The organism is Prosthecobacter sp. (assembly GCF_044222565.1).
GTDB lineage: Bacteria > Verrucomicrobiota > Verrucomicrobiia > Verrucomicrobiales > Verrucomicrobiaceae > Prosthecobacter.
In genome coordinates, this window is sequence record NZ_JBGANA010000008.1 from 97313 (window position 1) to 121472 (window position 24160).

21 protein-coding genes and 1 pseudogene are annotated in these 24160 nt (G+C 59.9%); 10 read left to right on the forward strand and 12 right to left on the reverse strand.

Annotated elements, in window-relative coordinates:
* Positions 1–3: 3 nt before the first annotated feature.
* A complete protein-coding gene (locus ACILSR_RS13560) occupies positions 4–321 on the reverse strand; it encodes an FmdB family zinc ribbon protein (protein WP_395750319.1) in 318 nt (105 codons plus the stop codon).
* A 160-nt stretch (positions 322–481) separates the two neighbouring features.
* Here ACILSR_RS13560 and ACILSR_RS13565 point away from each other — a divergent pair, with 160 nt between their 5' ends.
* Positions 482–1342: an AraC family transcriptional regulator gene (locus ACILSR_RS13565; protein WP_395750320.1), complete on the forward strand. Its 861-nt coding sequence runs from the start codon at positions 482–484 to the stop codon at positions 1340–1342.
* A 176-nt stretch (positions 1343–1518) separates the two neighbouring features.
* On the opposite strand, the gene ACILSR_RS13570 is transcribed toward ACILSR_RS13565, so the two are convergent.
* On the reverse strand, positions 1519–1920 hold the full coding sequence (locus tag ACILSR_RS13570) for a hypothetical protein (protein ID WP_395750321.1): 402 nt from the start codon (positions 1918–1920) through the stop codon (positions 1519–1521).
* Positions 1921–1983: 63 nt separating this feature from the next.
* Between ACILSR_RS13570 and rlmN the strand changes: the two genes are divergently transcribed.
* A complete protein-coding gene (rlmN, locus tag ACILSR_RS13575) occupies positions 1984–3111 on the forward strand; it encodes a 23S rRNA (adenine(2503)-C(2))-methyltransferase RlmN (RefSeq protein ID WP_395750322.1) in 1128 nt (375 codons plus the stop codon).
* A 359-nt stretch (positions 3112–3470) separates the two neighbouring features.
* Here rlmN and ACILSR_RS13580 read toward each other — a convergent pair whose 3' ends face one another.
* Together ACILSR_RS13580 and ACILSR_RS13585 are read right to left on the reverse strand one after the other, a co-directional pair.
* Positions 3471–4061: a cyclic nucleotide-binding domain-containing protein gene (locus ACILSR_RS13580; protein ID WP_395750323.1), complete on the reverse strand. Its 591-nt coding sequence runs from the start codon at positions 4059–4061 to the stop codon at positions 3471–3473.
* Positions 4062–4116: 55 nt separating this feature from the next.
* Positions 4117–5130, reverse strand: coding sequence for a leucine-rich repeat domain-containing protein (locus tag ACILSR_RS13585; RefSeq protein ID WP_395750324.1), 1014 nt, complete (start codon positions 5128–5130; stop codon positions 4117–4119).
* Between the two features lie 83 nt (positions 5131–5213).
* Between ACILSR_RS13585 and ACILSR_RS13590 the strand changes: the two genes are divergently transcribed.
* From ACILSR_RS13590 to ACILSR_RS13615, 6 genes are read left to right on the forward strand one after another with little or no spacing between them, the layout of a single operon-like run.
* Entirely contained in the window at positions 5214–6575 is a 1362-nt protein-coding gene (locus ACILSR_RS13590) for a sulfatase (protein WP_395750325.1), read from the forward strand.
* 37 nt (positions 6576–6612) lie between these two features.
* Positions 6613–8868 (forward strand): exo-beta-N-acetylmuramidase NamZ domain-containing protein, encoded by a 2256-nt coding sequence (locus ACILSR_RS13595; protein ID WP_395750326.1) that lies wholly within the window; start codon positions 6613–6615, stop codon positions 8866–8868.
* Positions 8869–8904: 36 nt separating this feature from the next.
* A complete protein-coding gene (locus ACILSR_RS13600; RefSeq protein ID WP_395750327.1) occupies positions 8905–9123 on the forward strand; it encodes a hypothetical protein in 219 nt (72 codons plus the stop codon).
* Positions 9101–9508 carry a hypothetical protein gene (locus ACILSR_RS13605; protein WP_395750328.1) on the forward strand — a complete coding sequence of 136 codons (408 nt, stop codon included), beginning with the start codon at positions 9101–9103 and terminating at the stop codon, positions 9506–9508. Before ACILSR_RS13600 ends, ACILSR_RS13605 begins: the two co-directional genes overlap by 23 nt.
* A gap of 53 nt (positions 9509–9561) precedes the next feature.
* Positions 9562–10515 (forward strand): substrate-binding domain-containing protein, encoded by a 954-nt coding sequence (locus ACILSR_RS13610; RefSeq protein WP_395750329.1) that lies wholly within the window; start codon positions 9562–9564, stop codon positions 10513–10515.
* Between the two features lie 7 nt (positions 10516–10522).
* Positions 10523–11380: a hypothetical protein gene (locus ACILSR_RS13615; RefSeq protein ID WP_395750330.1), complete on the forward strand. Its 858-nt coding sequence runs from the start codon at positions 10523–10525 to the stop codon at positions 11378–11380.
* Between the two features lie 9 nt (positions 11381–11389).
* Here ACILSR_RS13615 and ACILSR_RS13620 read toward each other — a convergent pair whose 3' ends face one another.
* Entirely contained in the window at positions 11390–12010 is a 621-nt protein-coding gene (locus ACILSR_RS13620) for a prepilin-type N-terminal cleavage/methylation domain-containing protein (protein ID WP_395750331.1), read from the reverse strand.
* A gap of 100 nt (positions 12011–12110) precedes the next feature.
* Here ACILSR_RS13620 and ACILSR_RS13625 point away from each other — a divergent pair, with 100 nt between their 5' ends.
* Positions 12111–12581: a transcription elongation factor GreAB gene (locus ACILSR_RS13625; RefSeq protein ID WP_395750332.1), complete on the forward strand. Its 471-nt coding sequence runs from the start codon at positions 12111–12113 to the stop codon at positions 12579–12581.
* 72 nt (positions 12582–12653) lie between these two features.
* Here ACILSR_RS13625 and ACILSR_RS13630 read toward each other — a convergent pair whose 3' ends face one another.
* Positions 12654–13259, reverse strand: coding sequence for a fatty acid desaturase CarF family protein (locus ACILSR_RS13630; RefSeq protein ID WP_395750333.1), 606 nt, complete (start codon positions 13257–13259; stop codon positions 12654–12656).
* 211 nt (positions 13260–13470) lie between these two features.
* Between ACILSR_RS13630 and ACILSR_RS13635 the strand changes: the two genes are divergently transcribed.
* The gene (locus ACILSR_RS13635; RefSeq protein ID WP_395750334.1) at positions 13471–14181 is read left to right on the forward strand and encodes a hypothetical protein; all 711 of its coding nucleotides are present in this window, start codon (positions 13471–13473) and stop codon (positions 14179–14181) included.
* 47 nt (positions 14182–14228) lie between these two features.
* On the opposite strand, the gene ACILSR_RS13640 is transcribed toward ACILSR_RS13635, so the two are convergent.
* The 6 genes and pseudogenes from ACILSR_RS13640 to ACILSR_RS13665 all read right to left on the reverse strand — a co-directional run bounded on the left by ACILSR_RS13640 (position 14229) and on the right by ACILSR_RS13665 (position 24040).
* Positions 14229–14360, reverse strand: coding sequence for a hypothetical protein (locus ACILSR_RS13640; RefSeq protein WP_395750335.1), 132 nt, complete (start codon positions 14358–14360; stop codon positions 14229–14231).
* A 59-nt stretch (positions 14361–14419) separates the two neighbouring features.
* On the reverse strand, positions 14420–14695 hold the full coding sequence (locus tag ACILSR_RS13645) for a LexA family protein (protein WP_395750518.1): 276 nt from the start codon (positions 14693–14695) through the stop codon (positions 14420–14422).
* Positions 14696–14728: 33 nt separating this feature from the next.
* Positions 14729–15799 (reverse strand): annotated as a pseudogene (locus ACILSR_RS13650) (YhcG family protein); the annotation flags it as partial.
* Between the two features lie 321 nt (positions 15800–16120).
* Positions 16121–17704 (reverse strand): DUF1963 domain-containing protein, encoded by a 1584-nt coding sequence (locus tag ACILSR_RS13655; RefSeq protein ID WP_395750336.1) that lies wholly within the window; start codon positions 17702–17704, stop codon positions 16121–16123.
* Positions 17705–17720: 16 nt separating this feature from the next.
* Entirely contained in the window at positions 17721–21236 is a 3516-nt protein-coding gene (locus ACILSR_RS13660) for a pyruvate carboxylase (protein ID WP_395750337.1), read from the reverse strand.
* A gap of 101 nt (positions 21237–21337) precedes the next feature.
* Entirely contained in the window at positions 21338–24040 is a 2703-nt protein-coding gene (locus ACILSR_RS13665; RefSeq protein ID WP_395750338.1) for a beta strand repeat-containing protein, read from the reverse strand.
* Between the last annotated feature and the right edge of the window lie 120 nt (positions 24041–24160).

Genomic DNA, 24160 nt, shown 5'->3' on the forward strand with positions numbered 1-24160 from the left:
GACTCAGGCCGAAGTGCCCGAGGGTTTTGCAGGCGCTGGCGTGCTGGCTGCAGGTGCAGCCGCAGGCGTCGAACTGCTGCTCGAAGACGACGCCGCACTCTCAGAATCTTTTTTCGCCGCCGCCTTGTACGAATCACTGCGGTAGTCCGTGATGTAAAAGCCGTTCCCTTTGAAAATGAAGCCTGATCCAAGCCCGATCTTCCTCTTCACCGGCCCCGGGCAGCCCTCCACAGGGCAGTCCGTGAGGTGCGGATCCTTCATCGACTGCTTGGCCTCAAACTGGTGGCCGCATGTCTGGCATTCGTATTCGTAAGTTGGCATGGTGATTTAGAAATGAGCCTGCGCATGTTTGCAGAAGCGCGCAGCAGGGAGGGAGTATGCCGCCTCGACCCCTCTGCTGCAAAAGGATTTTCCCCCGGCACACGCTCTCCTTTGCATTCTATGCTCGACACCCGCCCCCTGTGCGATGTATTATCCAGCCATGGCCACGTTGTTCCAGGAAACCGTCTTCATGACGAATCTTTACGCCACACCTGCCGACTGGCAGCGCGATTTGTTTTATTCCGTGGTGCGTGCAGGCCATTTGAAGGCCGGATTTGAGCATCGCATTGAGCGCGAGACCTACCCCGGCCACGAGCTCATCCTCTGCCTCAAAGGTCGCGGCTGGGTCCAGGTGGCGGGCAAACGCCACGAAGTCGGCCCCGGCTCCCTCCTCTGGGTGAACTGCCACCACCCCCACCTCTACGGCGCCGCCAAGAAAGACCCCTGGGAGCTTTACTGGATGCGCATCGAAGGCCGCTCGCTCGACCGCATCGCCGAGCTCCTGCAGGTCCGCTCCCAGCCCGTGCTCGAAGGTATCAATGAGCAGTCCATCAGGCAGGAGTTCGAGCGCGCTTTCCAGCACATGAGCGGCACCCGCCCCAGCGATGCCGCACTCGCCAGCGCTGCCGTCGCCGCCATTATCGGCCTCGCCTTCCACGTGCGCCTTTCAGAGCCCGGCCTCGTCCAGCCCGAGCTTCCTTCCGCAGTTTCAAAGGCCCTCGAGCGCATGCGCCTGTACTTCCACCTGCCCATGCGCGTCATCGAGCTCGCCCAGCTCAGCGGCATGAGCGAGAGCCACTTCAGCCGCCAGTTCAAATCCGCCATTGGCACCAGCCCCATCGACTGGCTCCGCCGCGAGCGCATCAATCAGGCCAAACGCCGCCTCATTGAATCCGACGACCCCGTCAAAGAAATCGCCCGCCAGGTCGGCTACCACGACCAGTTCTTCTTTTCCAAAGACTTCAAAAAAATGACCAAGCTCACCCCCACCCAGTTCCGCGAGCAGGAAAAGCAGCCGTAGCAGCCGTCCGTACAGTACCCATCTCGCTCCGCGAGATGAGCCCAGCGCTTCCGAAACAGGTCTCCCTCTCCCCATCCTGGACGCACGACGTCACCCACCTTTTTCCTTTGGGGAGAGGGCCGGGGTGAGGGGCCAGCCAGCCGTTGACGCCAGCATGCCCTGCTTCCCACCACAACCTACCCCACCAGCGCCTTCCTCTTCACCCGCTGCTCCACCCACAGGTGCGAGCGTCTGAAAATAAAATCCAGCATCAGCGCCAGCACCGCCCCCGCAAACGCACCGGCAATGCCGCCATACACGGCGATCAGCCAGCTCTCGTCCACCTTGTCCAGAAACGCCCGGCCCACCCACGCAGTCACCGCGCCTGCGGGAATGCCCGCCAGGATGCCGCATTGGAGAAGCAGCGCGCGCACGGCAGTCGCCGGACGCTTTGTAAAGAATCCCAGCGCCACAGAGCTTGACACCACTCCCAGCATCATCAGCACCGCGGCGACCGCACACGCAAACAAACCCACGCCAATGCCAACGCCGATCAGCACCAGCATCACCAGCGCCGCGATGAGTCCAAAGATTCCCATGCCCTCAGCATCAAACCCAAATCTCGAATTTCAAATCCTCATTTCAAGGCCACTGTCACACCCATGATCATCACCCCCGCACCCCAGGGCCTCCTCGGCATGAAGCCGGAGGAAATCTCTGCCGTGTTCACAGAGCTGGGCCAGCCCGCCTTTCGTGCCAAACAGCTCGTCGAGTGGGTCTTCGCCAAGCGCGCCGCCACTTTCGAGGCGATGACCAATCTGCCCAAGGCCACCCGCGAAGCCCTCGCCACCCGCTTCGTCACCCGCACCATGACCATTGCCAAGGTCACCGGCTCTGCAGACACCACGCGCAAATTCCTCCTCAAGCTCCACGACGGTCGCTACGTCGAGACCGTCCTCATCCCCGCCAATCCCGCCCTGTACGGCGGTGCCTCAGACCGCCGCACCCTCTGCGTCTCCAGCCAGGTCGGCTGTGCCTACGACTGCAAATTCTGCGCCAGCGGCCTCGCCGGCTTCACCCGCAATCTCACCGCCGCAGAGATCGTCGAGCAGATCGTCCAGGTCGAGGCCTACGCCGGAGAGCGCGTGGACAATCTCGTCTTCATGGGCATGGGCGAGCCTCTTGCCAATTTCTCCAATGTCACCAAGGCCATCGAAATCCTCAATGCCGAGTGGGGCATCGGCATTGGTGCCCGCCACATGACCGTCAGCACCAGCGGCCTCGCCCCGCAGATCAAAAAACTCGCCGACTTCCCCCTCCAGATCCGCCTCGCCATCTCCCTTCACGGCGCCACCGATGAAGTGCGCGAGAAAATCATGCCGGTGAACCGCAAGTACCAGCTCAGCGAACTCTTCGAAGCCCTCGACTACTGGAATCAAAAGCGGAAGCAGTTCCTCACCTTCGAGTTCATCCTCATCGCCAACGTCAACGACAGCCTCCAGCAGGCCCACGCCTTGGCCAAACGCGCCCGCAGTGCCAATGCCAAGGTGAACCTCATCCCCTACAACACCGTCGATGGCCTCGACTGGGTGCGCCCCAGCGAAGCCGCCCAGGACGCCTTCCTCGCCGTGCTCACCAATGCCGGCGTCACCGCCACCCTCCGCCGCGAAAAAGGCCACGACATCGCCGCCGCCTGCGGCCAGCTCCGCCTCAAGCAGGAAACCGAACTCGGCATCATCGAGTCCCCCATCCCTGCCAAACGCATCACGATTGGCGGCGGCACGGACTAAGGTAGGGCCGTTGGTCTCCAACCTCGCCAAACGGAGCAGCGGCACGGACCAAGGTAGGGCGGTTGGTCCTCCAACCGCCGCCGAGCGTCGCCTCGCCACCCAATCTCCACAGATCCCCGCACGGCCCACCCGTGTCGTGGTCCGCACTCCCCGAGTGCGGCTTCTGCCCAGTTCCTCACATAAAAACGCCTGGACCCCAATCCTCGGGGCAGCCGGATCGAAGAACGGCAGACACTGTCTGTCGATCAGCGCTTTCTAAGGCTCCAAGACCGACGACCAGTCCGCAAACATCCCTTCCGAGAACCGGTCTAAAATCCCGGTCTCTCTCGCGGAGTTATACGAACTCTTCCTGCTCCAGTCTACCTCACCCGCGCCGGTTTCCTCGCCGCGGACGCTGGACGTTTCACCGGCCGCTTCAGCTTCGGCGCAGCCACCACTGGTTGCGCGTTAGCATTCGCCTCCTTCAGCTCCCGCAGCTCCTTCTCCACCTCTGCCAGCCGCTTGGACGTCGCCTCCAGCTTCCGCACCACCAGTCGTGCCACGAATTCATACAGCGCCGCATGAAAATCGGGATCTTCCTCGCGCGGATGGATGTCCTGCAGAAACTTCTGGTCCACCGCCAGGCACACCGCCTTGTTGGAAGCGATCACAGACGCCAGACGTTTGTCATGGTTCACGAGCGCCAGCTCGCCAAAAACTTCCCCGATCCGGGTGATGGCAGCCACTTTCTTGCTGCCGACCCGCACCTCCAGCTCACCGCTGAGCAGGACGTAGATGCGGGAGTCGATGCTTCCCTCTTTGATGATGTGGTCCCCCGGCTCGCATTGCAGCAGGCTGCTGGAGTTCAGCACATCATCAAGCTGGTCATCGCTAAAACTGGCGAGAGCAGGCACCGCGCGCAGTGGCGAGGGGCTGTGCTTCTCGTCGTGGATGTAAGCGAATTCTTTCATTGAATATGCAGGGATTCTGTCAGGAGGATGGCCGTGGGGACAAGATAAATTTCCGTCATTTTCCAGCAGCCTTCACCGCCGCGTCATACGCAGGCCAGAAATCGCTCGGAGACATCAGATCATTTCCTCCGTCGTCAAATCGCGTGCCGATTTTCTCCAGTGGCAGCGCCTTCGCCGCATCGATCCCTGCCGTAATGTTCGCCGGTGTGAAGACCAGCCGCGTGAGCTTCATGCCCTTCAGCGGTGACAGATCTGTCACCGGCGTCTCGGCGATGTGCAGCCGCTGAAGGTTCGTGCCTGAAAGTGGCGTCAGATCCTTCACCCGCGTGCCCTGCAGAGTCAGGCTGATCAGCGGCACCGTTTTCAGCGGCCGGATGTCCTCCACCGGGCAGTTCGTCAGCCACAGCATCTCGATAGGGCATTTGGCTATCCCCGAAAGATCTCCGATCGGGCAGCCAAGCGCATTCAGCTCCTTCAGCGGCATGTTTTCCAGCGCCGCCAGGTTTTCCACCGGTGTACGAGTCAGGTACAGCTTTTCCAGAGGCATGCCACGCAGCGGGGAAAGGTCCCGCACCTTTGTGTCCTCGAGGTACAGCTCCACCAGCTTCTTTCCCTGCAGCGGCCGCAGGTCGCTGACCGGCGTTTCGCTCAGGTCCAGCACCACGGGCTCGATGTGTTCGAGAAACTTCGCGTTTTCGATCTTCGCCCCCTTCAGGCTCAGCGCCACTACGTTTCCACCTTCGATGTTGAACTGCCCCTCTCCCATGTAGGTCGGGTTGTGGAACTTGATCTCCGTGTGCATCATCTGCTCCGTCCAGTACACCTTCTTCGGTGCATCCTTGGCGGGTGCAGGCGCGGCTGTGGTGGGAGCCGACGCAGGCTCTGGCTTGGCGTCAGCAGGAGCCGCCGCCACCCCAGGCTTTTCCATCGCCTGCTTTTCCGCCACCGACTTTTCCGCCGCCTGCTTTTCAACCGCCGGCTTGGGTGTATCCACAGGTTTCTTGGCCTCATCACCACACTGGGTCAGGAAAAGAGGCAGGAGAAGGATGAGCGGCAGTTTGGGCTTCATGCCATGGGCATGCCGGATTTCTCCGGGCGATGCAAGCCGGAAGTGAAACAAGAACCGCAAATGGACGTTTTCGCCTCATCATCATGCGTCCGCTTCTTCTCCTAGCCTCCCTGCTTCTCGCGTCCCCGGCCCTCGTCGCCAAACCCAACGTCCTGCTCATCATCGCGGACGATCTTGGCTACAATGATGTCGGCTTTCAGGGCTCCAAGGAGATCACCACGCCCAATCTCGACAAGCTCGCCGCACAGAGTCTCCTCTGCACCAATGGCTACGTCTCGCACCCCTTCTGCAGCCCCACGCGCGCCGGTATCATGACGGGTCGCTACCAGCACCGCTTTGGTCATGAAAACAATCCCGCATGGCTGCCGCAGGACACCGTGGCTGGTCTGCCCCTCACGGAGACGACCTACCCGCAGCTCATGCAAAAAGCCGGCTACACCACCGGTGCCGTTGGCAAGTGGCACCTCGGCGCACATCCGCAGTTCCACCCCAACAAGCGCGGCTTCGACGAATACTTCGGCGCTCTCGGCGGCGGCCACATGTACTTTCCGGACACCCGTGGCGGCGCGGAATACAACATCCCGCTGAACCGCAACGGCAAGGACGAGGCGCAGACCAAGTACCTCACCGAGCAGTTCGGCGAGGAGGCTTCGTCATTCATCAGTCGTCACGCTGGCGAGGCCAAGCCCTGGATGCTCTACCTCGCCTTCAATGCTCCGCACACGCCGCTCCAGGCCCCGCAGAAGTGGCTCGATAAGTATTCGCAGATCCCAGACAAAAGCCGCCAAACCTACGCCGCCATGGTTTCTGCCATGGACGAGGCCATCGGCGCGGTCCTCACGCAGGTGGAGACCACCAAGCAGCGCGACAACACCCTCATCTTTTTCGTCAGCGACAATGGCGGGCCCAATCTGCAGGCAAAAAACGGTTCGAACTTCACCAACAACTCCCCTCTGCGTGGCGCCAAGGGCATGGTTTATGAAGGCGGCATGCGCGTGCCCTTCCTCGTCAGCTGGCCCGCCAAAATCAAGCCCGGCAAGTACGAGCAGCCCGTCATCGCCCTCGACTTTCTGCCCACCACACTGGCCGCTGCAGACTCCGCAGACCTCACGCCAAAAAATCTCGATGGCGTGAACCTCCTGCCGTTCCTCACCAGCGAAAAAACCGCCGCTCCCCACGAAACTCTCTTCTGGCGCACCGGCGGCCCCGGCGGCAACAACGCCGTACGCCGTGGCAGCATGAAGCTCGTCCGCCTCGGCAAAGCGGAGCCCGAGTTGTACGATCTCTCCGCCGATATCGGCGAATCCAAAAACCTCGCCGCTGAAAAGCCCGAGGTCGTCAAAGACCTCGTCGCCGCCATCGCCGATTGGGAGAGAGGCACCATCGCTCCCATCTTTCAGAGTCCGCAGGCGGGCAAACCTGCCGCGAAGAAGAAAAAGAAATAGGCACTCGCACCGCGTTTCTGGCAGGATGCGAATCACCATGCCGCGCCTGCTCATCTTTCTGCTCCTCTGCTCGTTCGCACATGCGGACGAGTTTGACCCGCTTCGCACCGTTGTGAGCAAGGCCGTTGCCAAAGGCAACCCGCCCGGTGCCGTGCTGTGGTTTGAAAGCGGAGGAAAAAAACTTACCCTCGTCGAAGGCCAGCGCTCGCTCACACCAGCCAAAGAGGCCATGACCGAAGACACCATCTTCGATGCCGCTTCTCTCACCAAAGTCGTCGCCACGCTGCCCTGCATCCTCATCCTCATGGAGCAGGGCAAAATCGAGCTCGAGGCGGAAGTGCGCCGCTACATTCCCGAGTTTCGCCCCGGCATCACCGTCCGCCATCTGCTCACCCACACCTCCGGCCTCAAACCCGGCATCCCCAAAGAACCGGAGTGGACCGGCTACGCCACTGGCATCGCACGCGCCGTCGCTTCTGAGGCCGACGGCCCGCCTGATCGCTTCTTCCGCTACTCAGACATCAACTTCATCCTCCTCGGCGAAATCGTTCAGCGCGTCAGCGGCATGAAGCTCAATGAGTTCGCCACGAAGCATGTCTTCGAGCCCCTGCACATGGACTCCACCCGCTTCCTTCCGCCCGACGATTGGAAGCCGCGCATCGCCCCCACTGAAAAAGATGAAAACGGCACCATGCTGCGCGGCGTCGTGCATGATCCCACCTCACGCAAAATGGGCGGCGTCACCGGCCACGCCGGACTCTTCACCACCGCTGGCGATCTTGCTAAATACGCGCGCATCTATCTTCAGGGCGGTGCAGGCATATTGAATCCGGACACCTTGAAGCTGATGACCACGCCCCAAACCGTCGCCACCGTCTTTGAGCGTCGCGGCCTCGGCTGGGACATCGACTCCGCCTTCAGCCGCCCGCGTGGAAAAACATTCCCCATCGGCTCCTTCGGCCACACCGGCTTCACCGGCACCAGTTTGTGGATCGATCCACCATCGCAGACCTTCGTCATCCTCATGAGTTCCCGCCTGCATCCCAATGGCAAAGGCAGCGTGCGCGATCTCTATGAAGACATCGGCACCGCCGCCGCTCATTGCACCACACTCATACCTACCAGCGGCCCGCCCTGGCCACGCGATGAAAAAGAAGTGCCCACCGTGCTCAATGGCATCGACGTCCTCGCCCGTCGCAAGTTCTCCGATTTGCGCGGCAAGCGCATCGGCCTCATCACCAATCAAACCGGCATCGATGCCCAGCGCCACAGCACCATCGATCTCCTCGCCAACGCTCCCGAGGTAAAACTCAAAAAACTCTTCAGCCCCGAGCACGGCATCCGCGGCGAACTCGACCAGGAAAAAATCAGCAACTCTACCGACAAAAAAACCGGCCTCCCCGTCCTCAGCCTCTTCGGCGAACACCGCGCGCCCACCGCAGAGCAACTCGCCGACATCGACGCCCTCGTCTTCGACATCCAGGACATCGGCTGCCGCTTCTACACCTACATCGGCACCATGCGCCTCTGCATGGAGGCCGCGGCAAAGGCACACAAATCCTTCTACGTGCTGGATCGCGTCAATCCCATCGGCGGCCTCGCCATCGAAGGCCCTGCCGTCGTCGATGCCGAAAAACCCACCGCCACCCACGCCATTCCCCTGCGCCACGGCATGACCGCCGGCGAACTCGCCGCCATGATGAACGCCGAGCGCGGCATGGGTTGCGATCTGAAAATCATCCCCGTCGAAGGCTGGCAGCGCCAAATGCTCTTCGATCAAACCGGTCTCCCATGGATCAATCCCTCGCCCAACATGCGCTCCTTGAACGCCGCGCTTCTCTATCCCGGCATCGGCCTGCTTGAGTTCAGCATCAGCGTCGGCCGCGGCACCGACACCCCCTTTGAAGTTCTCGGCGCACCTTACATAGACGACCTTCGCCTCGCCCATGAACTCAACAAACTCGGCCTCCCCGGCATCCAGTTCACTCCTATCCGCTTCACACCCACTGCCAGCGTATTCAAAGGCGAAGCCTGCGGCGGCGTGCGCATGGCTGTCACGTATCGCGCTGCATTGCATCCCGTGGAGGCAGGCATCGCCTTCGCCTGCACCCTGCAGCGTCTCTATCCAAAAGAGTTCAAGCTCGACCTCGTCAACACACTCCTCAATCGCGACAAAAGCGTGAAGCTCATCCGTGCAGGCGAATCATACAAAAAAGTCGTGGCGACTTGGGAAGAGGAAGCGCTGGCGTTTGAGGCGAGGCGAAAGGGGTTCCTTCGTTACCCCACGGAATAGTCTGGCAAATCACCGATTTTAGGCTATTAATGATTCATGAATTCCGATGTCACCGTGTCGCATGGCAAGACGGATATGTTTCAAGAATTGCTGGCAGATGCGCTGGCAATCCAGGATCGTTTTGTCGCGGAACCTAGGCTCAAAACAACGGGTGTTGGACATCTCAAAAGCCGGGGAGTCGATGGCTTGAAGCAGGACGCAGCGGAGCTGGCAGCTAAATATTCCAATCACCGTGTGGAAACGAAACTGGCTTGATCCATTCCCATGGGAGATGGTGGAGCGTCTGAATGCCGCGCTTTGCCAGCACCAAAACGTTTTGCACAAGCCCACCTCGGATGGCTACGAACCTGCCCGAAGTCTTTGGGAAACTCTTCGCGGCCAGGAGTTGACCTTGGAGCGAGCGCTGTTCGTTGCATATGAGTGTCATTGCCTGGCACCATTTTGCTTTTTTAATGGTAACACTTTCGTTGCCATCGTACGGCAAATGATAGAGCCCATCCTGGCCCAGATGGCCCCGGACGATCCAAATTTGGCCGCACAGTTTCGTTCAGTGGTCGGGCACTTCGTTGCAGGAACGGAGGGAATTGACGAACTGAGAAATGCGATTTGCGCGATGCAGGAACGCTTCCCTGAGCAATAACTCCCATCTCCAGACTTGCCTTCCCCGCACCTCTCTGTGCTACCATGCGAGCGATGAATCTCCGCCGCTTCCTTCTCACCTGCACCCTCCTCATCGCCGCCTGCGGCAAGACCTCCGACAAACCCGCCTCCGCCTCCAAAGTCACCATCGGTGTCTCTCTGCTCACCCTCCAAAATCCCTTCTTCAAAGTCATCGGCGACAACATCGCTGCCGAGGCCGCCAAACACGGCTATGAAGCGCTGGTCGTCAGCGCGGACGGAGACGTGGCGCGCCAGAGCAATCAGATGAAGGACTTCATCGTGAAAAAGGCAGCCGCCATCGTGCTGAGCCCGGCAGACTCCAAAGGCATCGTTCCAGTCATCCAGGAAGCCAACGCCGCAGGCATCCCCGTTTTCACGGTGGACATTCCTTGCAACGAGCCCGGTGTGAAGATCGTCACCCAGGTCGCCACAGATAACTTCGGCGGCGGCAAGATGGCGGCCCACGCCATGATCGAAGCGCTGAAAGGGCAGGGGGGCAAGATCGGCGTGCTGGACATGAAGCAGGTCGAGTCCTGCATCCTCCGCGTCAAAGGCTTCAAGGAAGTGCTCGCCGCCCACAACGCCACAGCATCACAAAAAATCGAAATCGTCAGCGAGCTCGACTGCGGCGGCGCGAATGACAAAGGCTACAAGGCCACTGAGGACATGCTCCAAGCCCAGCCAGATCTCGTGGGCATCTTCGCCATCAATGATCCTGGCGCACTCGGCGCGCGCGGCGCCTTGGAAAAAGCCGGCAAGGCAGACAAGGTCATGATCATCGGTTTCGACGGTCAGCCCGAGGGCAAGCAGGCCATCAAAGACGGCAAGATCTACGCCGATCCCATCCAGTTCCCGGACAAGATGGGCATCGAGGTGGTGCGTGCCTTCATGCGTCATTCCAAAGGCGAGGATCTCCCCGCGCAGATGCTCATCCCCACCAGTTTGTATCGCAAAGCCGATGGCGCGGCAGATCCGGCGCTGAAATGATTTCCAAATGATGAACCCGCCACTCTCATGGGTCCGGATTGCCATCCTGCTCGTGGCCTGCACAGCATGCAGCCTCGGCGCTGAACCTTCCGCTTCGGGTGCTCCCCACGTCCGCATCCTCTTTCTCGGCAACAGCTACACCGCCCATAATCAGCTCCCGTCCATGGTGGGCGAGTTGCTGCTGTCATCCAAATTGCTCGCACCGCACATCAGCAGCTATCTGCGCGGCAGTTTCAAATTGGAACAGCACGCCGCGGATCAGACGGCTCTTGATCTCCTCAAAAAAGGCGCTGACGACGGCCAGCCCTGGGACGTCCTCGTCGTCCAGGAACAGAGCCTGGTTTCGGCCGTCGCCGCCTACAAACCTGACGTGGCCCAACTCATGAACACCGGCCTTTCCAAACTCGTTGCCGCCGCGCGCGAAGTGAATCCGCAGATGCTCATCATCGATTTTCAAGTTTGGGCACGGCATGAAAAATTGTGGAAGGAAAAGTCTGCCGATGCGCTCCTCACCGGAAACAATCCCGAGGAGGCCCATGCCCGCATCCACCTCGCCAATGTGAATGCCGTCAATACAGCGCTGCAAAAAAACCCAGGCGCGCAAATTCTCATCAGCCCTGTGGGAGACTTCTGGTGGCTCGTGCACGATCTCTATCCTGCGCTGCCGCTGTATGACATCGATGGCACCCACCCAGCCACGCTTGGCACCCTTCTCGGCGCCTACGTCATCGCAGGCACTATCGGCGGGCGCGATGCCATCGAGCAAGCCTCCTGGATCCCGCCAGACTGCCCTGCGGTGCAGGTGGCTCGCGTGAAGAAAATGCTGCTGGACCACCCCGAAGTTTTCAAGGCGGCGTCAAAGTAGCCCGCCAGGTCATTTCGGCCGCCAGGAGGTGATGTCATCGCTGGTCAGCGGAGTTTGATCCTTCCCGCTGCTGTACACAGCCACCTTCATCACCAGATGCGCCGCCTGATTCTGCGAGATCTTGGGGTCGGTGTTGGCTGCGTCCGGGTTCTTTACCTGATTGTCACCATTCGTGTCCAGCAGGATGTGGTAGGGCCTGCCATACATGTCATTGAGCTTGTAGGGCCGCGCCGTGCCCACCAGCCCATGGCGGTCCCCGTTTGCCGGAACGAAGTTGGCAAATGGCGTGCGCTTCGGATTCAGATCCGGAGTGCCGCTGGAGGCCGGCGGAATGCCCATCAGAGCATCCACCACAGGACTGCTTCCATCCGTCAGCAGCTCTGGCCCGTCCTCGCCATTCGCCCCTGCGAAATTGGAGCTCACAGGATAGCGATTGTAATCCGTGTAATAGCTCTCGATTCCGTTTTTGAGTTCCATCACCACCGTCCGTACTTTCAGATTGTTGGCCGTGGTCATGGCATGGCTGATCCCTGCTACCGTGAGGCTGGCGAGAATCGCCACGATTGTGATCGTAATGAGTATTTCGATCAGGGTGAATGCGCCCTGAACAGATTGCCGGTGCGTTTTCATGGGAGGGATTTTACCGGAAATCGCCCTCCAGGGTCAATACCCGATTTTTTTCACCCTTGATCCCGCCCCCGAAACATCGCACGGCTCACCTCCTCTTCTTGTGAACAAATCCGCCGTCCTCGCTCAGATCCTCTCCGTGCTTACTGCCGAACTCGCCGCTCTCACCCGCGCCGCGCAGGGCGCCTTTGCCGCCGCCACGGACCCCGACAGCAAAGCGGAAAACAAATACGACACCCGCACCTTGGAGGCTTCCTACGTCGCCCGCGGTCAGGCCCAGCGTGTGGCGGAGTTGCAGCAGGCTGTCCAGGCTTTCGGCGCTCTCTCTGGAAATGAATTGGAACCCGGTGCCGCCGTCACTCTCGGCGCATTGGTGGGATTGTCCCTGCCCGGTGAAGTGGCTCACTATTTCCTCGGCCCCTTCGCCGGCGGCACCGAGGTCGTGCACGAAGGCAGGGAAGTCGTTGTCATCACCCCCGCCTCAGCCCTGGGCCAGAAGCTCATGGGAAAGAGGGCAGGGGATGTCATCCCCATGCAGCCCGGCCTCTCAGCCAAAATCACCACAGTCCAATAAAGCCCCCGCGCACCCACCGCGATGTGGTCCGCACTCTCCGAGTGCTGCTCCAGCGGCCATCCTTGCGTCCGCTCACCCCGCCCTTCGCATCTCCGCGATCCACGCCGGCGGAATCCCCTGTCCCGGCACCGAGCTGTCCGGCTGCCGCTTCAGCCCCACCGTATGCGCCAGCAGCCACTCCAGTCCCTCCCAGAAATGCAGCGCATCCAGCACGGGATTCAGAGCATTCGTCACCGGGCAGTAGTTCACCTCCTTCGGATTCGTGTGGTGCACCGCATGGTGCTGCGGCGTCTGCAAAATCCGCACATCCTGCAGCCACGAGATCACCCGCCCGTTTTCCCGCCTCGTGCGGTGGGACCACTTGTGCACCTCGTTCGCATTTCCGCCCACCAGCGCAAACAGCCACACATGCCAAGTCAGGCAGCCCAGCAGCGCCGCGCCGATCACCAGCGCCCCCATCGCCATCAGCAGCTCCATGTTGCTCTCCCACCACGTGTTCCGCGTCATGCGCCGCGGCAGATGATGATGCACCATGTTCGGCCTTCCGATCCACCGCCCCAGCCACGGCGTGTCATCGCGGATGTAAGCATCCTCAATCCAATGCACCAGCCCCGCCGTAAAATCCGCGGCCAGCACCACGCCCGCCGCCTGAAGAGTGAGTGAGATAAAGTCATTCATGACCTCCACCTCTGCCTCACCCTTCACAAATCATGACATTGATAGTCTTGAAGCTGCGATTGAGGAGATCAATAGCCGGCATCTCTGGCCAACACCATGCCTCTCAGCAGAAACTAGTTGCCGGGCTGCATGACGAAAACCTGTTGGGTCTTGGATGGACAGATTCACAAAAGAATTGCTGTGGTTGCTCTCGTTGGGGCAACATGGCCCCATGAATCCAACAGCGAAAATCTGGCTCCTTCGTTTGGCTGGCATTCCCATCACGATTCTCGTTCCCATGATTGGTTCGGATCTCTTGATGTATCTGTGCAATTGGCTCCTGGGTTATGGCAGCCTTCTCTTTGTGTCCCTTCCGATGCTGGTAGTTGCGATTTGGTCAATGTCCCGGGTGGCTGGCTGGACCGTTTTTGCTTCACGGGCGGATTTGTTAAGTCATGGCATCCGCCGCGTCGCTTATGCCTTGGGTTTCGTGGCATGTTTGATCCTGGCTTCCTGGGGCATACGACTCCCAGAACGGCCCTATGATCGCGCAACGCTTAAGTTTTCCAAAACCAAACCGGCAACAGTGAACGTTTCCGGAACTTGGACTGGCAAATGGACAGATCCGAGAGCCGGATACGAAGAGGTTATTTCTTTAACTCTTGAGCAAACGGGCAATGCCATCTCAGGCACCATTCACAGCGCAAAGGAGACGATGGCGGGACTCAAAAAGGAGCGAGTGTGGGGTGTCATCGAAGGGCAGGTCAGCGGGGATCGGATCAACCTGTGCTATGGGCGAAGCGAATTCCAAAAGTACATCTCAGGGACGCTTCTCGGTGTGTGCAATGAAGGTAAAATGTCAGGCGAGTACTTTGGGCACGTGGCCGCTAGGACTGGCGGCTCTTCCAAAGGCACCTGGCAGGCGTCTAAGACCACTCCATGAGACACCCGGTTCGAGCGCATAAGCCCCATTTTCCTCTTGCTTAACTTTCACTTCTCAGCCCCCGGCATCGGTGGCACATCCGGCACCATGGCCAGAACCTCGCTGAGGCCGCCTTTATGGCCGCGTGCAGCCCGGACTTCGATGCTGTCGCGGACTTGCCAGGCGGAGATGGTTGTCATGGCGGCTGGAGCAGCGTGTCCAGAAAAGTCTTGGGATCAACCACGCAAACTGCTGGGCGCTATCTCTTGAAGGGACGTTCAAGGGGTGGAATAAGTTCCGGGCTGAGGGTCAGTTCGATGGCGCGTGCTTGACCGGGGATACGCTGAATGAATCCATGCTGTTCGAGACGAGTGAGCATCGAGTTCACGGAGGGAGGGGTAAGGTTGAAAAACTTCTGAAAAGCGGTATGGGTTGGGGCGGCTCCCGCATGGTTGCGCATCATGTATTCGCGGATAAAGGCGAGAAACTGGCCTTGCTGATGGGTGGGGACGCCAAGCGGTGGTTTCGGGGTTATGGCGGGTGCTGCTGCTGCCTTTTTACCAGCCGGTGCGTTCGTTTCAAGACGCTGTTGGGCAAGTTGAACGGCACGATGAAGTTTTTGCTCCATGAGTTTTTTCGGGGGCAGTGCGGTGAGGTATTCGGCGACTCGGATGCCGCGTGTGGCGAGTTCGAAGACTTCGATACGCTCGTCGGATTTCTCCGCGCAGAGTATGAGGCCAAGGGGCTCTGCTTCGCCGGGGCGCATCTCGTGCTTCTTGAGCCAGCGCATGTAGAACTCCATCTGACCGACATCGGCAGGTGCGAACTTTCCGAGCTTGAGGTCGATGACGACGAGCCGCCGCAGACTGCGGTGGTAGAACAGGAGGTCGAGGTAGAAATCGTCGCCATCCACGACGATGCGTTTCTGCCGGGCGACGAAGGCGAAGTCGCTGCCGAGTTCGACAAGGAAGGATTCCAAATCGCGGAGAATGGCGGATTCGAGGTCCTTCTCGGAGTACGTGTCCTTGAGGCCGAGGAAGTCGAGCAGGTAGGGATCGCGGAACACGAGGTCGGGCGTGAGGCAATCCTGTTTGCGAAGATCAGCGAGCTCCTTTTTGATGAGTTTTTCGGGCTTCTTTGAAAGAGCGGTGCGCTCGTAGAGCATGCCGTTGATCTTTTCGCGCAGAGTGCGGGTGCTCCAGCGTTCGACACGGCACATCTCGGCGTAGAAGTCACGCTGATGGGGCTTGTTGAGAGGGAGGAGGTCAACGAAATGCGTCCAGTTCAATTGTGTCGTCAGTGCCGACACAATCTGTGGATCTGGAAAGACCTCCGAAAACTGAATCATGCGCCGAAGGTTTCGTTCGGCAAAGCTGCGGCCAAAATCGGACTCCAATTGTGTCGCCAATGCCGACACAATTCGATCCCCATATCCGGCCCGCTTCTCCTTGAGGACGTCCAGGCGGATGCGCCCACCGACCTTCCAGTAGAGCAAAACCAGGGCCGCATTGACACCGCGTGAGACGGTCTCTCTAGCACTCGTGATAAGTGTGCGCACGTCACCTAGCAGTTGTGTGGGAACGACAATGCTAGAAGCCGGTTTCGAGATGTGGGAGAGAGATGACTTTTTAGCAGGCATGGCGAAGTGGGTCAGAGGTCGGCAGGGAGCAACGCAGAGCTAAGATGCCCTCCATTTTAGACGCCACCCAGACGCAAACAACCCGTTCTCAACCACTTCCGCTGGCTCTGCTCCGGTGCCACAGGGCCGTTCGGTGACGGAACTTCGTTGAGGTTCATGATCCCGCGAGGACGGTCAGTAACGTGAAACCCAGGAGAGCGCTCGCTATGGCTCGGCACTCCTGGGCTGCATGACGCAAGCCCGTTGGGCTTGGGATGCCCCTGTTTGGAATCTTACCTCTTCCTCCAAAAGCAGGTCTAGACGAAGCGGGCTTCACCCGTTTTAAGATGATTCGAGGCTGACATGAATCCTCGAGAAATCAGCTCTCCGCAGGTCTTCCTGATGAATGCAAAAGGTCACCGTCCCAGCATCCCAAAAACAAAAGCCAACATCGGAATCCCATCCCAATTGGAGCAGTGGCACCCACTCAGAAGACTGGCCCCGAAACTCATTGGCAGCTAGCTCCTGCGGAGATTCGTGCTGGGTGAATGTGTAGCCATTGATTTGGTGAGAAGTCGTTTCGTGAAGAGGTTCGCTGTTCTCATACTGCTCGAAGGCCTCATCAGTCTCAATTCCATTCGGAGCATTATGGGGCAGTGAGAAGATGCGCTTAAACCTTACCCGATGGGGCTTCTGGCTGTAATCATCATCCGGACTTAGCATGTCCTCCGCTCCATTGTGGCGGACCGTGTGCAGCTCATCAGGCTTGCCTTCGCTGAATAGCACCTTCCCATTCAAACGTTCGGTCGAATCGAGAAAGAACGAGAGCAGGCCTGAACGTGGAAGATAACTGTTAAACGGAGCGAGTTCGGCAAGGTCTAACTGTGCCAGGAAAATCCAATGCTGGCCGTCGGTCTTGGGAAACGTTTCAGGTCTCTCCAGATCTGGGAAGCCGCCCAGCCGAGACACTCCGAGTTGCGAGTAGTCATCTGGCACCGTGCTCTCGATTTCAATGGCTTCGCGTGCGGTCCGGATGATGATTTCCTCAACGCCTGCAAGTCCGGCATCAAAGATCATCCTCTTCAGAAGCGGAAACACCTCGCTGTCTGGGGTGACAAACAGCTTGAGTGAGGACACTTCCATCCGGGCAGGTTTTGCGCTGGGATCGTAGTTCCAGTTCATGAACAAGGCTCGTTTTCCCGCTTCGATGGAGAGGCGTTCAAGTCCTGACATGCCTGACAATGCACTCGGAAGAGATTCAAATGGATTACGTTCGAGATCCAGACTCCTTAGCTGAGCCAGTTTGCAAATTGATTCGGGTAGAGTGCGCAGTCGATTGCAATTCAGAGTCAGATTTTGCAGTTTCCGAAGATTTCCAATGACCTGAGGCAGTTGTTTCAAATGATTCACATCGAGAAACAGCCACTCAAGTTGATCAAGATTGCCGATGGATTCAGGCAGTTCTTCTATTTGATTGTAGCTCAATCCCAAGGTGTTAAGCTGGATGAGATCTCCAATGTTGTCGGGAATCTGGCAGAGTTTGTTTTGGCTCAAGTAAAGGCTTTCCAATTTTTTGAGGCCCGTGATTTCGCTTGGCAACTCCTCTAGAGAATTGTTGCCGATCGATAGAGAGCGAAGGGCGTGAAGCTCTAGAACGCTTTCTGGAAACGCCCGAATGTCACAGGCTTGCAAATAGACATTTTGAAGATCCGGCAGATCCGCCATTCCTGGAAGTAGTTTGCTGACATTCGAAAGCGAGATGGACAGCGATTGAAGTTTTTTCAACTCAAGTACTCGGGACAGAATGTCTGCATCTCCCTGGCGGTAAGCCTGAAAGCGCAGCACTTTCCCAGGATCTCTGAGAGCCTCATCCAAGTTGTCAAACTCGGGAAGCTGCTTGAGTTCCTCGTCAGTATAGAGGGGCATAGGTTTGATCGTTCGGCTACTTCACCAGCCTCACCATCAAATCCTTGCTCTCCACGCTCTCGCTGATTTTCACACAAATTTCCTTCACCGTTCCCGCGATCGGCGACGCCACGGCTGCAAACATCTTCATCGCTTCCAGCGTCAGCAGCGTCTCGCCCTCCTTCACCTTCTGACCCACGCTCACGGCGATGCTCGCCACCATCCCTGGCATCGGCGCACCCACCTGGGTGGAGTCCGCAGGGTCAGCCTTCGTCTTCGTGACGGCATTCTTCGCCAGCAGCTTGTTGGTCACCGTCGTGTGGCGCGGGTAGCCGTTCAGTTCAAAGATCGCCGTCTGCTGCCCGTTCTGGTCAGCCTCCGTCATGTTGAGCAGGCGCACAAAGAGCGTCTTGCCTTCTTCGAGACTGATGTGGATTTCTTCCTTGTCCTGCAGCCCGTAATAATACGCCGGCGTCGGCAGCGCGGAGACATCGCCATACGTCTTGCGGAAATCCGCAAACTTCAGGAACACATCCGGATACATCAGGTAGCTCCACACATCATCATCAGTGGGGTCCTTCTTCAGCTTGCCCTTCAGCTCGGCGCGCACTTCGGTCAGGTTCACCTTTGCAGCATGGGTGCCGGGGCGGCCCTTGATGCGCTTGCCGTCCTTGCCCACAATCGCGTCGGCCAGCTTGTTCCACTTCTTGCGTGAATCCGCCGCCTTGGCCGTCTCCATGCCGTAGAAAGGTTCGCCCAGCCAGCCTTCAAACATGCTGGTCACGTCCTTGCTCCACTTCGTACCCGTCAGGTTGAAGACATCGCTCGGCTTCACACCACGCGCCACGCACTCGATCGCGAGATCTCCCACCACCTTGCTGGATGGTGTCACCTTCACAATGTCGCCGCAGAGCTGGTTTACCTCCGCATACGCATGCGCGATCTCCGGCCAGCGTGGCCCCAGGCCCATGCCGATGGCCTGCTCCTTCAGGTTCGTGTACTGCCCGCCCGGCATTTCATGCAGATACACCTCCGCCGTGCCATACGGCTCCGCGGTATCAAACGGCTTGTAGAAAGCACGCACCGCCGCCCAGTAGTCGCTGAATTCCTGCAGCGCTTCCGTGTCCAGTCCGGTGTCACGCGGCGTGTGCTGCATCGCCGCCACGATGGAGTTCAGGTTTGGCTGCGAAGTGCCGCCGGAGAGCGAGGAGATCGCCGCGTCCACCACATCCACGCCTGCCGTTGCCGCTTCCAGAATGCTGGAGGCGTTCAGGCCGCTGGTGTCATGCGTGTGGAAATGAATCGGAATGCCCACCTCGTCTTTCAGCGCCTTCACCAGCTTCTTTGCCGCAAACGGGCGCACCAGGCCCGCCATGTCTTTGATGCAGAGCATGTGCGCGCCCATCTTCTCCAGCTCCTTCGCCAGGCGCACGTAGTACTTCAGGTCATACTTGTCGCGCTTCGGGTCCAGGATGTCGCCGGTGTAGCACAGGGTGCCTTCGCAGATGGAGTTCGTGTCCTCGCGCACCGCATCCATCGCCGCCTTCAGGTTCGGCAGATAATTGAGCGAGTCAAAGATGCGGAAGATGTCCATGCCGTTCTCCGCGGCATGCTTGATGAAGCCCTTCACCACATTGTCCGGGTAGTTCGTGTACCCCACCGCGTTCGAGCCGCGGAAAAGCATCTGCAAAAGAATGTTCGGCACCTTCGCGCGGATGTTGCGCAGGCGCTCCCACGGATCTTCGCGCAGGAAGCGCATGGTCACGTCAAACGTCGCCCCGCCCCACATTTCCAGCGAGAACAGGTCCGGCGTACGCCGTGCCACGCTGTCAGCCACAGCCAGCATGTCAAAGGTGCGCATGCGCGTGGCCAGCAGGGACTGGTGAGCATCACGCATCGTCGTGTCCGTCAGCAGCAGCTTCTTCTGCTTCGCCACCCAGTCGCGGCAGAATTTCTCCGGCCCCATGTTTGTCAGCAGCTGCTTCGTTCCTTTCGCAGGCTCAATGCGGTGATCGTACGTCGGAATCGGCGGCGCTCCAAAAGCCTTGGAAATCTTGTGCCCCTTCGCGTGCGGGTTTCCGTTCACAATCGTGTCAGCCAGGTAGCTCAGCAGCTTCGAGGCACGGTCCTTGCGCGCCACAAACTTCAGCAGGTCAGGATTGTTGTCGATGAAGCGCGTCGTCGCCTGTCCCGCCATGAAGTCCGGGTGGTGCACCACGTTCATGAGGAAGGGGATGTTCGTTTTCACCCCGCGGATGCGGAACTCGCGCAGCCCCCGGTCCATGCGGTCCAGCGCCTGCTGGTACGTGCGCGCATACACCGTCATCTTCACCAGCATCGAGTCATAATACGGCGTGATCACCGCGTTCGTCGCGCCCAGCGCACCATCCAGGCGGATGCCAAAGCCGCCCGCGCTGCGATACGTCAAAATCTTGCCAAAGTCCGGCGTGAAGCCGTTCTCCGGATCTTCCGTCGTGATGCGGCATTGGATCGCGTAGCCGCTCTTCTCGATCTTTTCCTGCGGCGGCAGCGCCAGCGGTTCATCGTGCATCTTGTGCCCCTGCGCGATCAGGATCTGGCTGCGCACGATGTCGATGCCTGTGATCTCCTCCGTCACCGTGTGCTCCACCTGAATGCGTGGATTCATTTCGATGAAGAACCATTCGCCTGTTTCGTGATCCACCAGGAACTCAACCGTGCCCGCGTGCGTGTAGTTCACCGCCTCCGCCAGCTTCACGGCCGCATCGCACAGCCCGTCGATGATCTCCTGCTTGATGCCGTAGCTCGGCGCCTGCTCGATCACCTTCTGGTGCCGGCGCTGCACGGAGCAGTCACGCTCATGCAGGTGCAGCACATTGCCATGCTTGTCCGCCAGGATCTGCACTTCGATGTGCTTCGCCTTGCCCACAAATCGCTCCAGGAACACCGCCCCGTTGCCAAACGCGCGCTCCGCCTCCGTCTGCGCTTCATCCAGCAGCTTCTCCAGGTCCTTCGCCTCACGTACCACGCGCATGCCGCGCCCGCCGCCGCCAAAGGCCGCCTTGATGATCAGCGGGAATCCGATCTTTTTCGCCGTCGCCAGCGCTTCCTTGCGGTCGCTCACCGGCTCGTCCGTCCCTTCCAGGATTGGCACGTTCAGCTTGCGCGCCACATTGCGCGCCGCCGTCTTGTCACCCATCATGTCCAGGATCTTCGACTCCGGCCCGATGAAGATGATGCCCGCATCCGCGCAGGCCTGGGCAAAATTCGGATTTTCAGAGAGGAATCCATACCCCGGGTGGATGGCGTCCACGCCCTTCTCCTTCGCCAGCGTCACAATGCCCTCGATGTCCAGGTACGCTCCCAGCGGTCCCTTGTCCTTGTTCAGCTCATACGCCTCGTCTGCCTTGAACCGGTGCGGGCAGAAGCGGTCCTCCTGCGCATAAATCCCCACCGTTTTCAGCCCCAGCTCTGTGGCCGCGCGCATGACGCGGATGGCGATTTCAGAGCGGTTCGCGACCATCAGTTTTTTGATGGGACGGATCGTGGCAGGGGCTGGGGTTTTCTTGGACATGGGGTTGGGTTGGGAAATGCGCGCCCATAGTCCCGCGAAATCACGGGGAGGCAAGGAGGAGGTGCGCTCTTGTGCAGACGTTTGAAGCCCGTCTTCTTGTGCTAGGCGCGCCGCCGCATCAGCATCAGGCCGCCGAGGGCCAGAAAAAGCAGGCTGGCGCGACCGGGTTCGGGCACCACGGCGATGTTGCCGGAAGTGGTGAACTGGCTCACGTCCCAGATCAGACCGCTGGCGCTGATGTCCGGCAGGTCAAACTGGCTGCCATTGTCGCTGCTCCCATCGCGGTAATTGGTGCCCACGGAGAAACCGCTGAAATCCTTGGTCAGCAGCACCGACCAGTCCACCAGATTGAAAACATCCCCCGCCTGCGGAGTGTAGCCGCTTGCCAGCACGACGATGTTGCCGGCGACGGTGAGCGTGCCGCTGCTGCCATTGAAGACCAGACGGTCGTGCCCGCCCACGCCAGCCACAGAATTGAGCCAGGTGTTGTAGCCCACGCTGCCCACCGCATTGCCTCCGAAGCTCCCATCGCTGAGGGTGGCCGTGGTGATGTCGAGAGAGATCTTGGAGCCGGCCGCCAGATTGTAGGAGGCCGCGGCAAGAGGGCTGAAGGTCAGCGTCCCGTGGTTCGCTGCCGTTGTTCCATCGCCTGCATACAGCGTGGCGCTGGCGTTCAGCGTGAAGCTGCTGCCCTGCACCACGCCGGTGCCGGAGAGGCTGGCATTGGCGGCCACGGACACCGCACCCGTCCCCGTCTGCCCCACGCCCGCCTTCCCCACCTGCAGCACGCCCACGTTCACATTGGTGGCGCTCGTGTAGGTGTTGGCCCCGCTGAAAACCCAGGTGCCCGTTCCCGTTTTGTTGACCGCGAGTGTGTTGGACAGCACGCCCTGGATCTCCCCCGTGCCTGATCCCGTCACAATAAAGGTGTGGCTGGTGCTGTCGGTGGAGGCGGCGTTTACATTTCCCTGGATGAGGAGACTGCCGGCCACCGCATCCAGCGTCAGCGTGGCCCCCACCGTGGCGCGCACGGGGCCCGCCCAGGTGTTGTTTCCAGACACATTTTCGATGTAAAGCGTGGTCACAGACTCCCCGGTCACCGTGATGTTGCTGTCCAGCTGCAGGTGTCCTGCGGTGGAGGCCATCACCACACCGTTGCCGGTGCCACCCAGCGCACCACTGCTGCGCACCAGCAGATTCCCCGCGCTCACCGTCACCTGTCCGGAAAAGGTGCTCGTACCGCTCAGCGCCAGGGTGCCCGCCCCCGTCTTAGTGATTCCCGTAGCCGTGGCGCCGTCCGCGATGCCACCGCTCAGAGTCAGGGTGCCTGAGGTTACATTAAGGGTGCGCGTGGTTCCCGCCGCCGTGCCCAGGTTCACAGCTCCGGCACCGAGATCCAGCGCGCTGCTCAGCGTGGCGGTGAAATCGCCGTTGATGACGACCGCATTGCTGTTGGCGATCGCGATGGCCGCACCGCTGCTGTTGCCCAGGGTGCCGCCGTTGATGGTGAAGGTGCTTGCAGTGCCGCCCAGGGCCGAGCTGTTGTTCACGTTCAGCACTCCCTGGTTGAGCGTCAGGCCCCCGGTGAAGGTGTTGGCACCGCTCAGACTCTGGGCAAACGTTCCCGTCTTGATCACGGAAAGCGCCCCGCCGCCGTTGCCATCCGCCAGGATGCCGGCAAACGCCGCATCCGCCGTGGAGCTGATGGTCAGCGTGGCGGCCGTGGCGTTTTGATTGCGCACCGTTCCCGACCCAGCGCCCGCCGTGGAGGCCAGTCCGCTAATGGTCAGCGAGTTGCCGTTGAGCGAAAGGCTTTTCACCACAGTGCTGTTCGTAAACGTCACCTTGTTGGGCGTGGTGGAGTTCAGCGCCCCAGCGTTGTCGATTCGCACATTCGTCACATCGATCGAAAGCCCGCCCGTGAAGGTGTTGTTTCCCGCCAGCGCGATCGTTCCCGTACTGCTGCCCTGCGTGCCCAGGCTCAGCGTGCTGCCTGCCGTGGATTCACCAATGTTCGAGCTGATGATCGAGGTGACCGCGCTGGTGTTTTGAGTGATGGACGAGTTCCCCGCCAGCGTGATCGCCCCGGAGAGCGTGACGTTGTTCACTTCCAGGCGGATGGCCCCGCGCGCGCTCGCGCCATTGCCGCTTAGCGTGAAGGGCACCTGCCAGTTGCCGCTGGCACCCAGCACCAGCGTTGTGTTCGTGCCCACCGTCACCCCCGTCAGCGTGGCGGAAGGCAGCGAGTTCACATTGTTCACCTGCACAAACAGTCCGTTCGCATCCGCCGAGGTGAGCGAAAGAGTGCCCGAAAGGGTGGACGCGCTGCCGATGGTGACGAGGGCAAACGCCCCGGCGGTCTTTTGCAGCGTGATGTTGCTGCCGCTCAGCGTCGAATTGATCGCCAGACGCGAGCCGACGGAGCTGGACCCGTCCTGCAGGGTGATCGAGGAGCCGGACGCGAGTGCGATCGTCCCCCCGTTCAAAGTGTAGGCTGAGGTCACTGCACGGAAGATCAGGCCGCCTGCATTGACTGTGTTGGAGACAGTGACTGTCGCGCCCGCCCCGCCAGCACCAAACGCAGCGATGTTCCCCGCCGCATTGGTCCAGGGTTGATTCTGCAGGCTGTTGGTTTCATCCAGCCAGTTGCCGCTGGCGTCCGCCCATGTGCCGGAGCCGTCCTGCGCTCCCGAGGTTCCGGTGGTGGCATCCCACACAAAAGTTGCCCCGAGGGCGGGAAATGGCAGCACGGCTCCCCAGAAAAGCAGGGGCAGGGAAAGACGCAGTTGTTTCAGCAAGGACATTCGAAAAGGGGAAGGGGGGAAGAGACAATGCCAAGCCATCGCCGTTGGAAAAGTACAACAGCATAAGTGGCTTCTTTATCGTCCGTGCATGCAGGGAATGACGTTTTCTCTCCTGCCTCG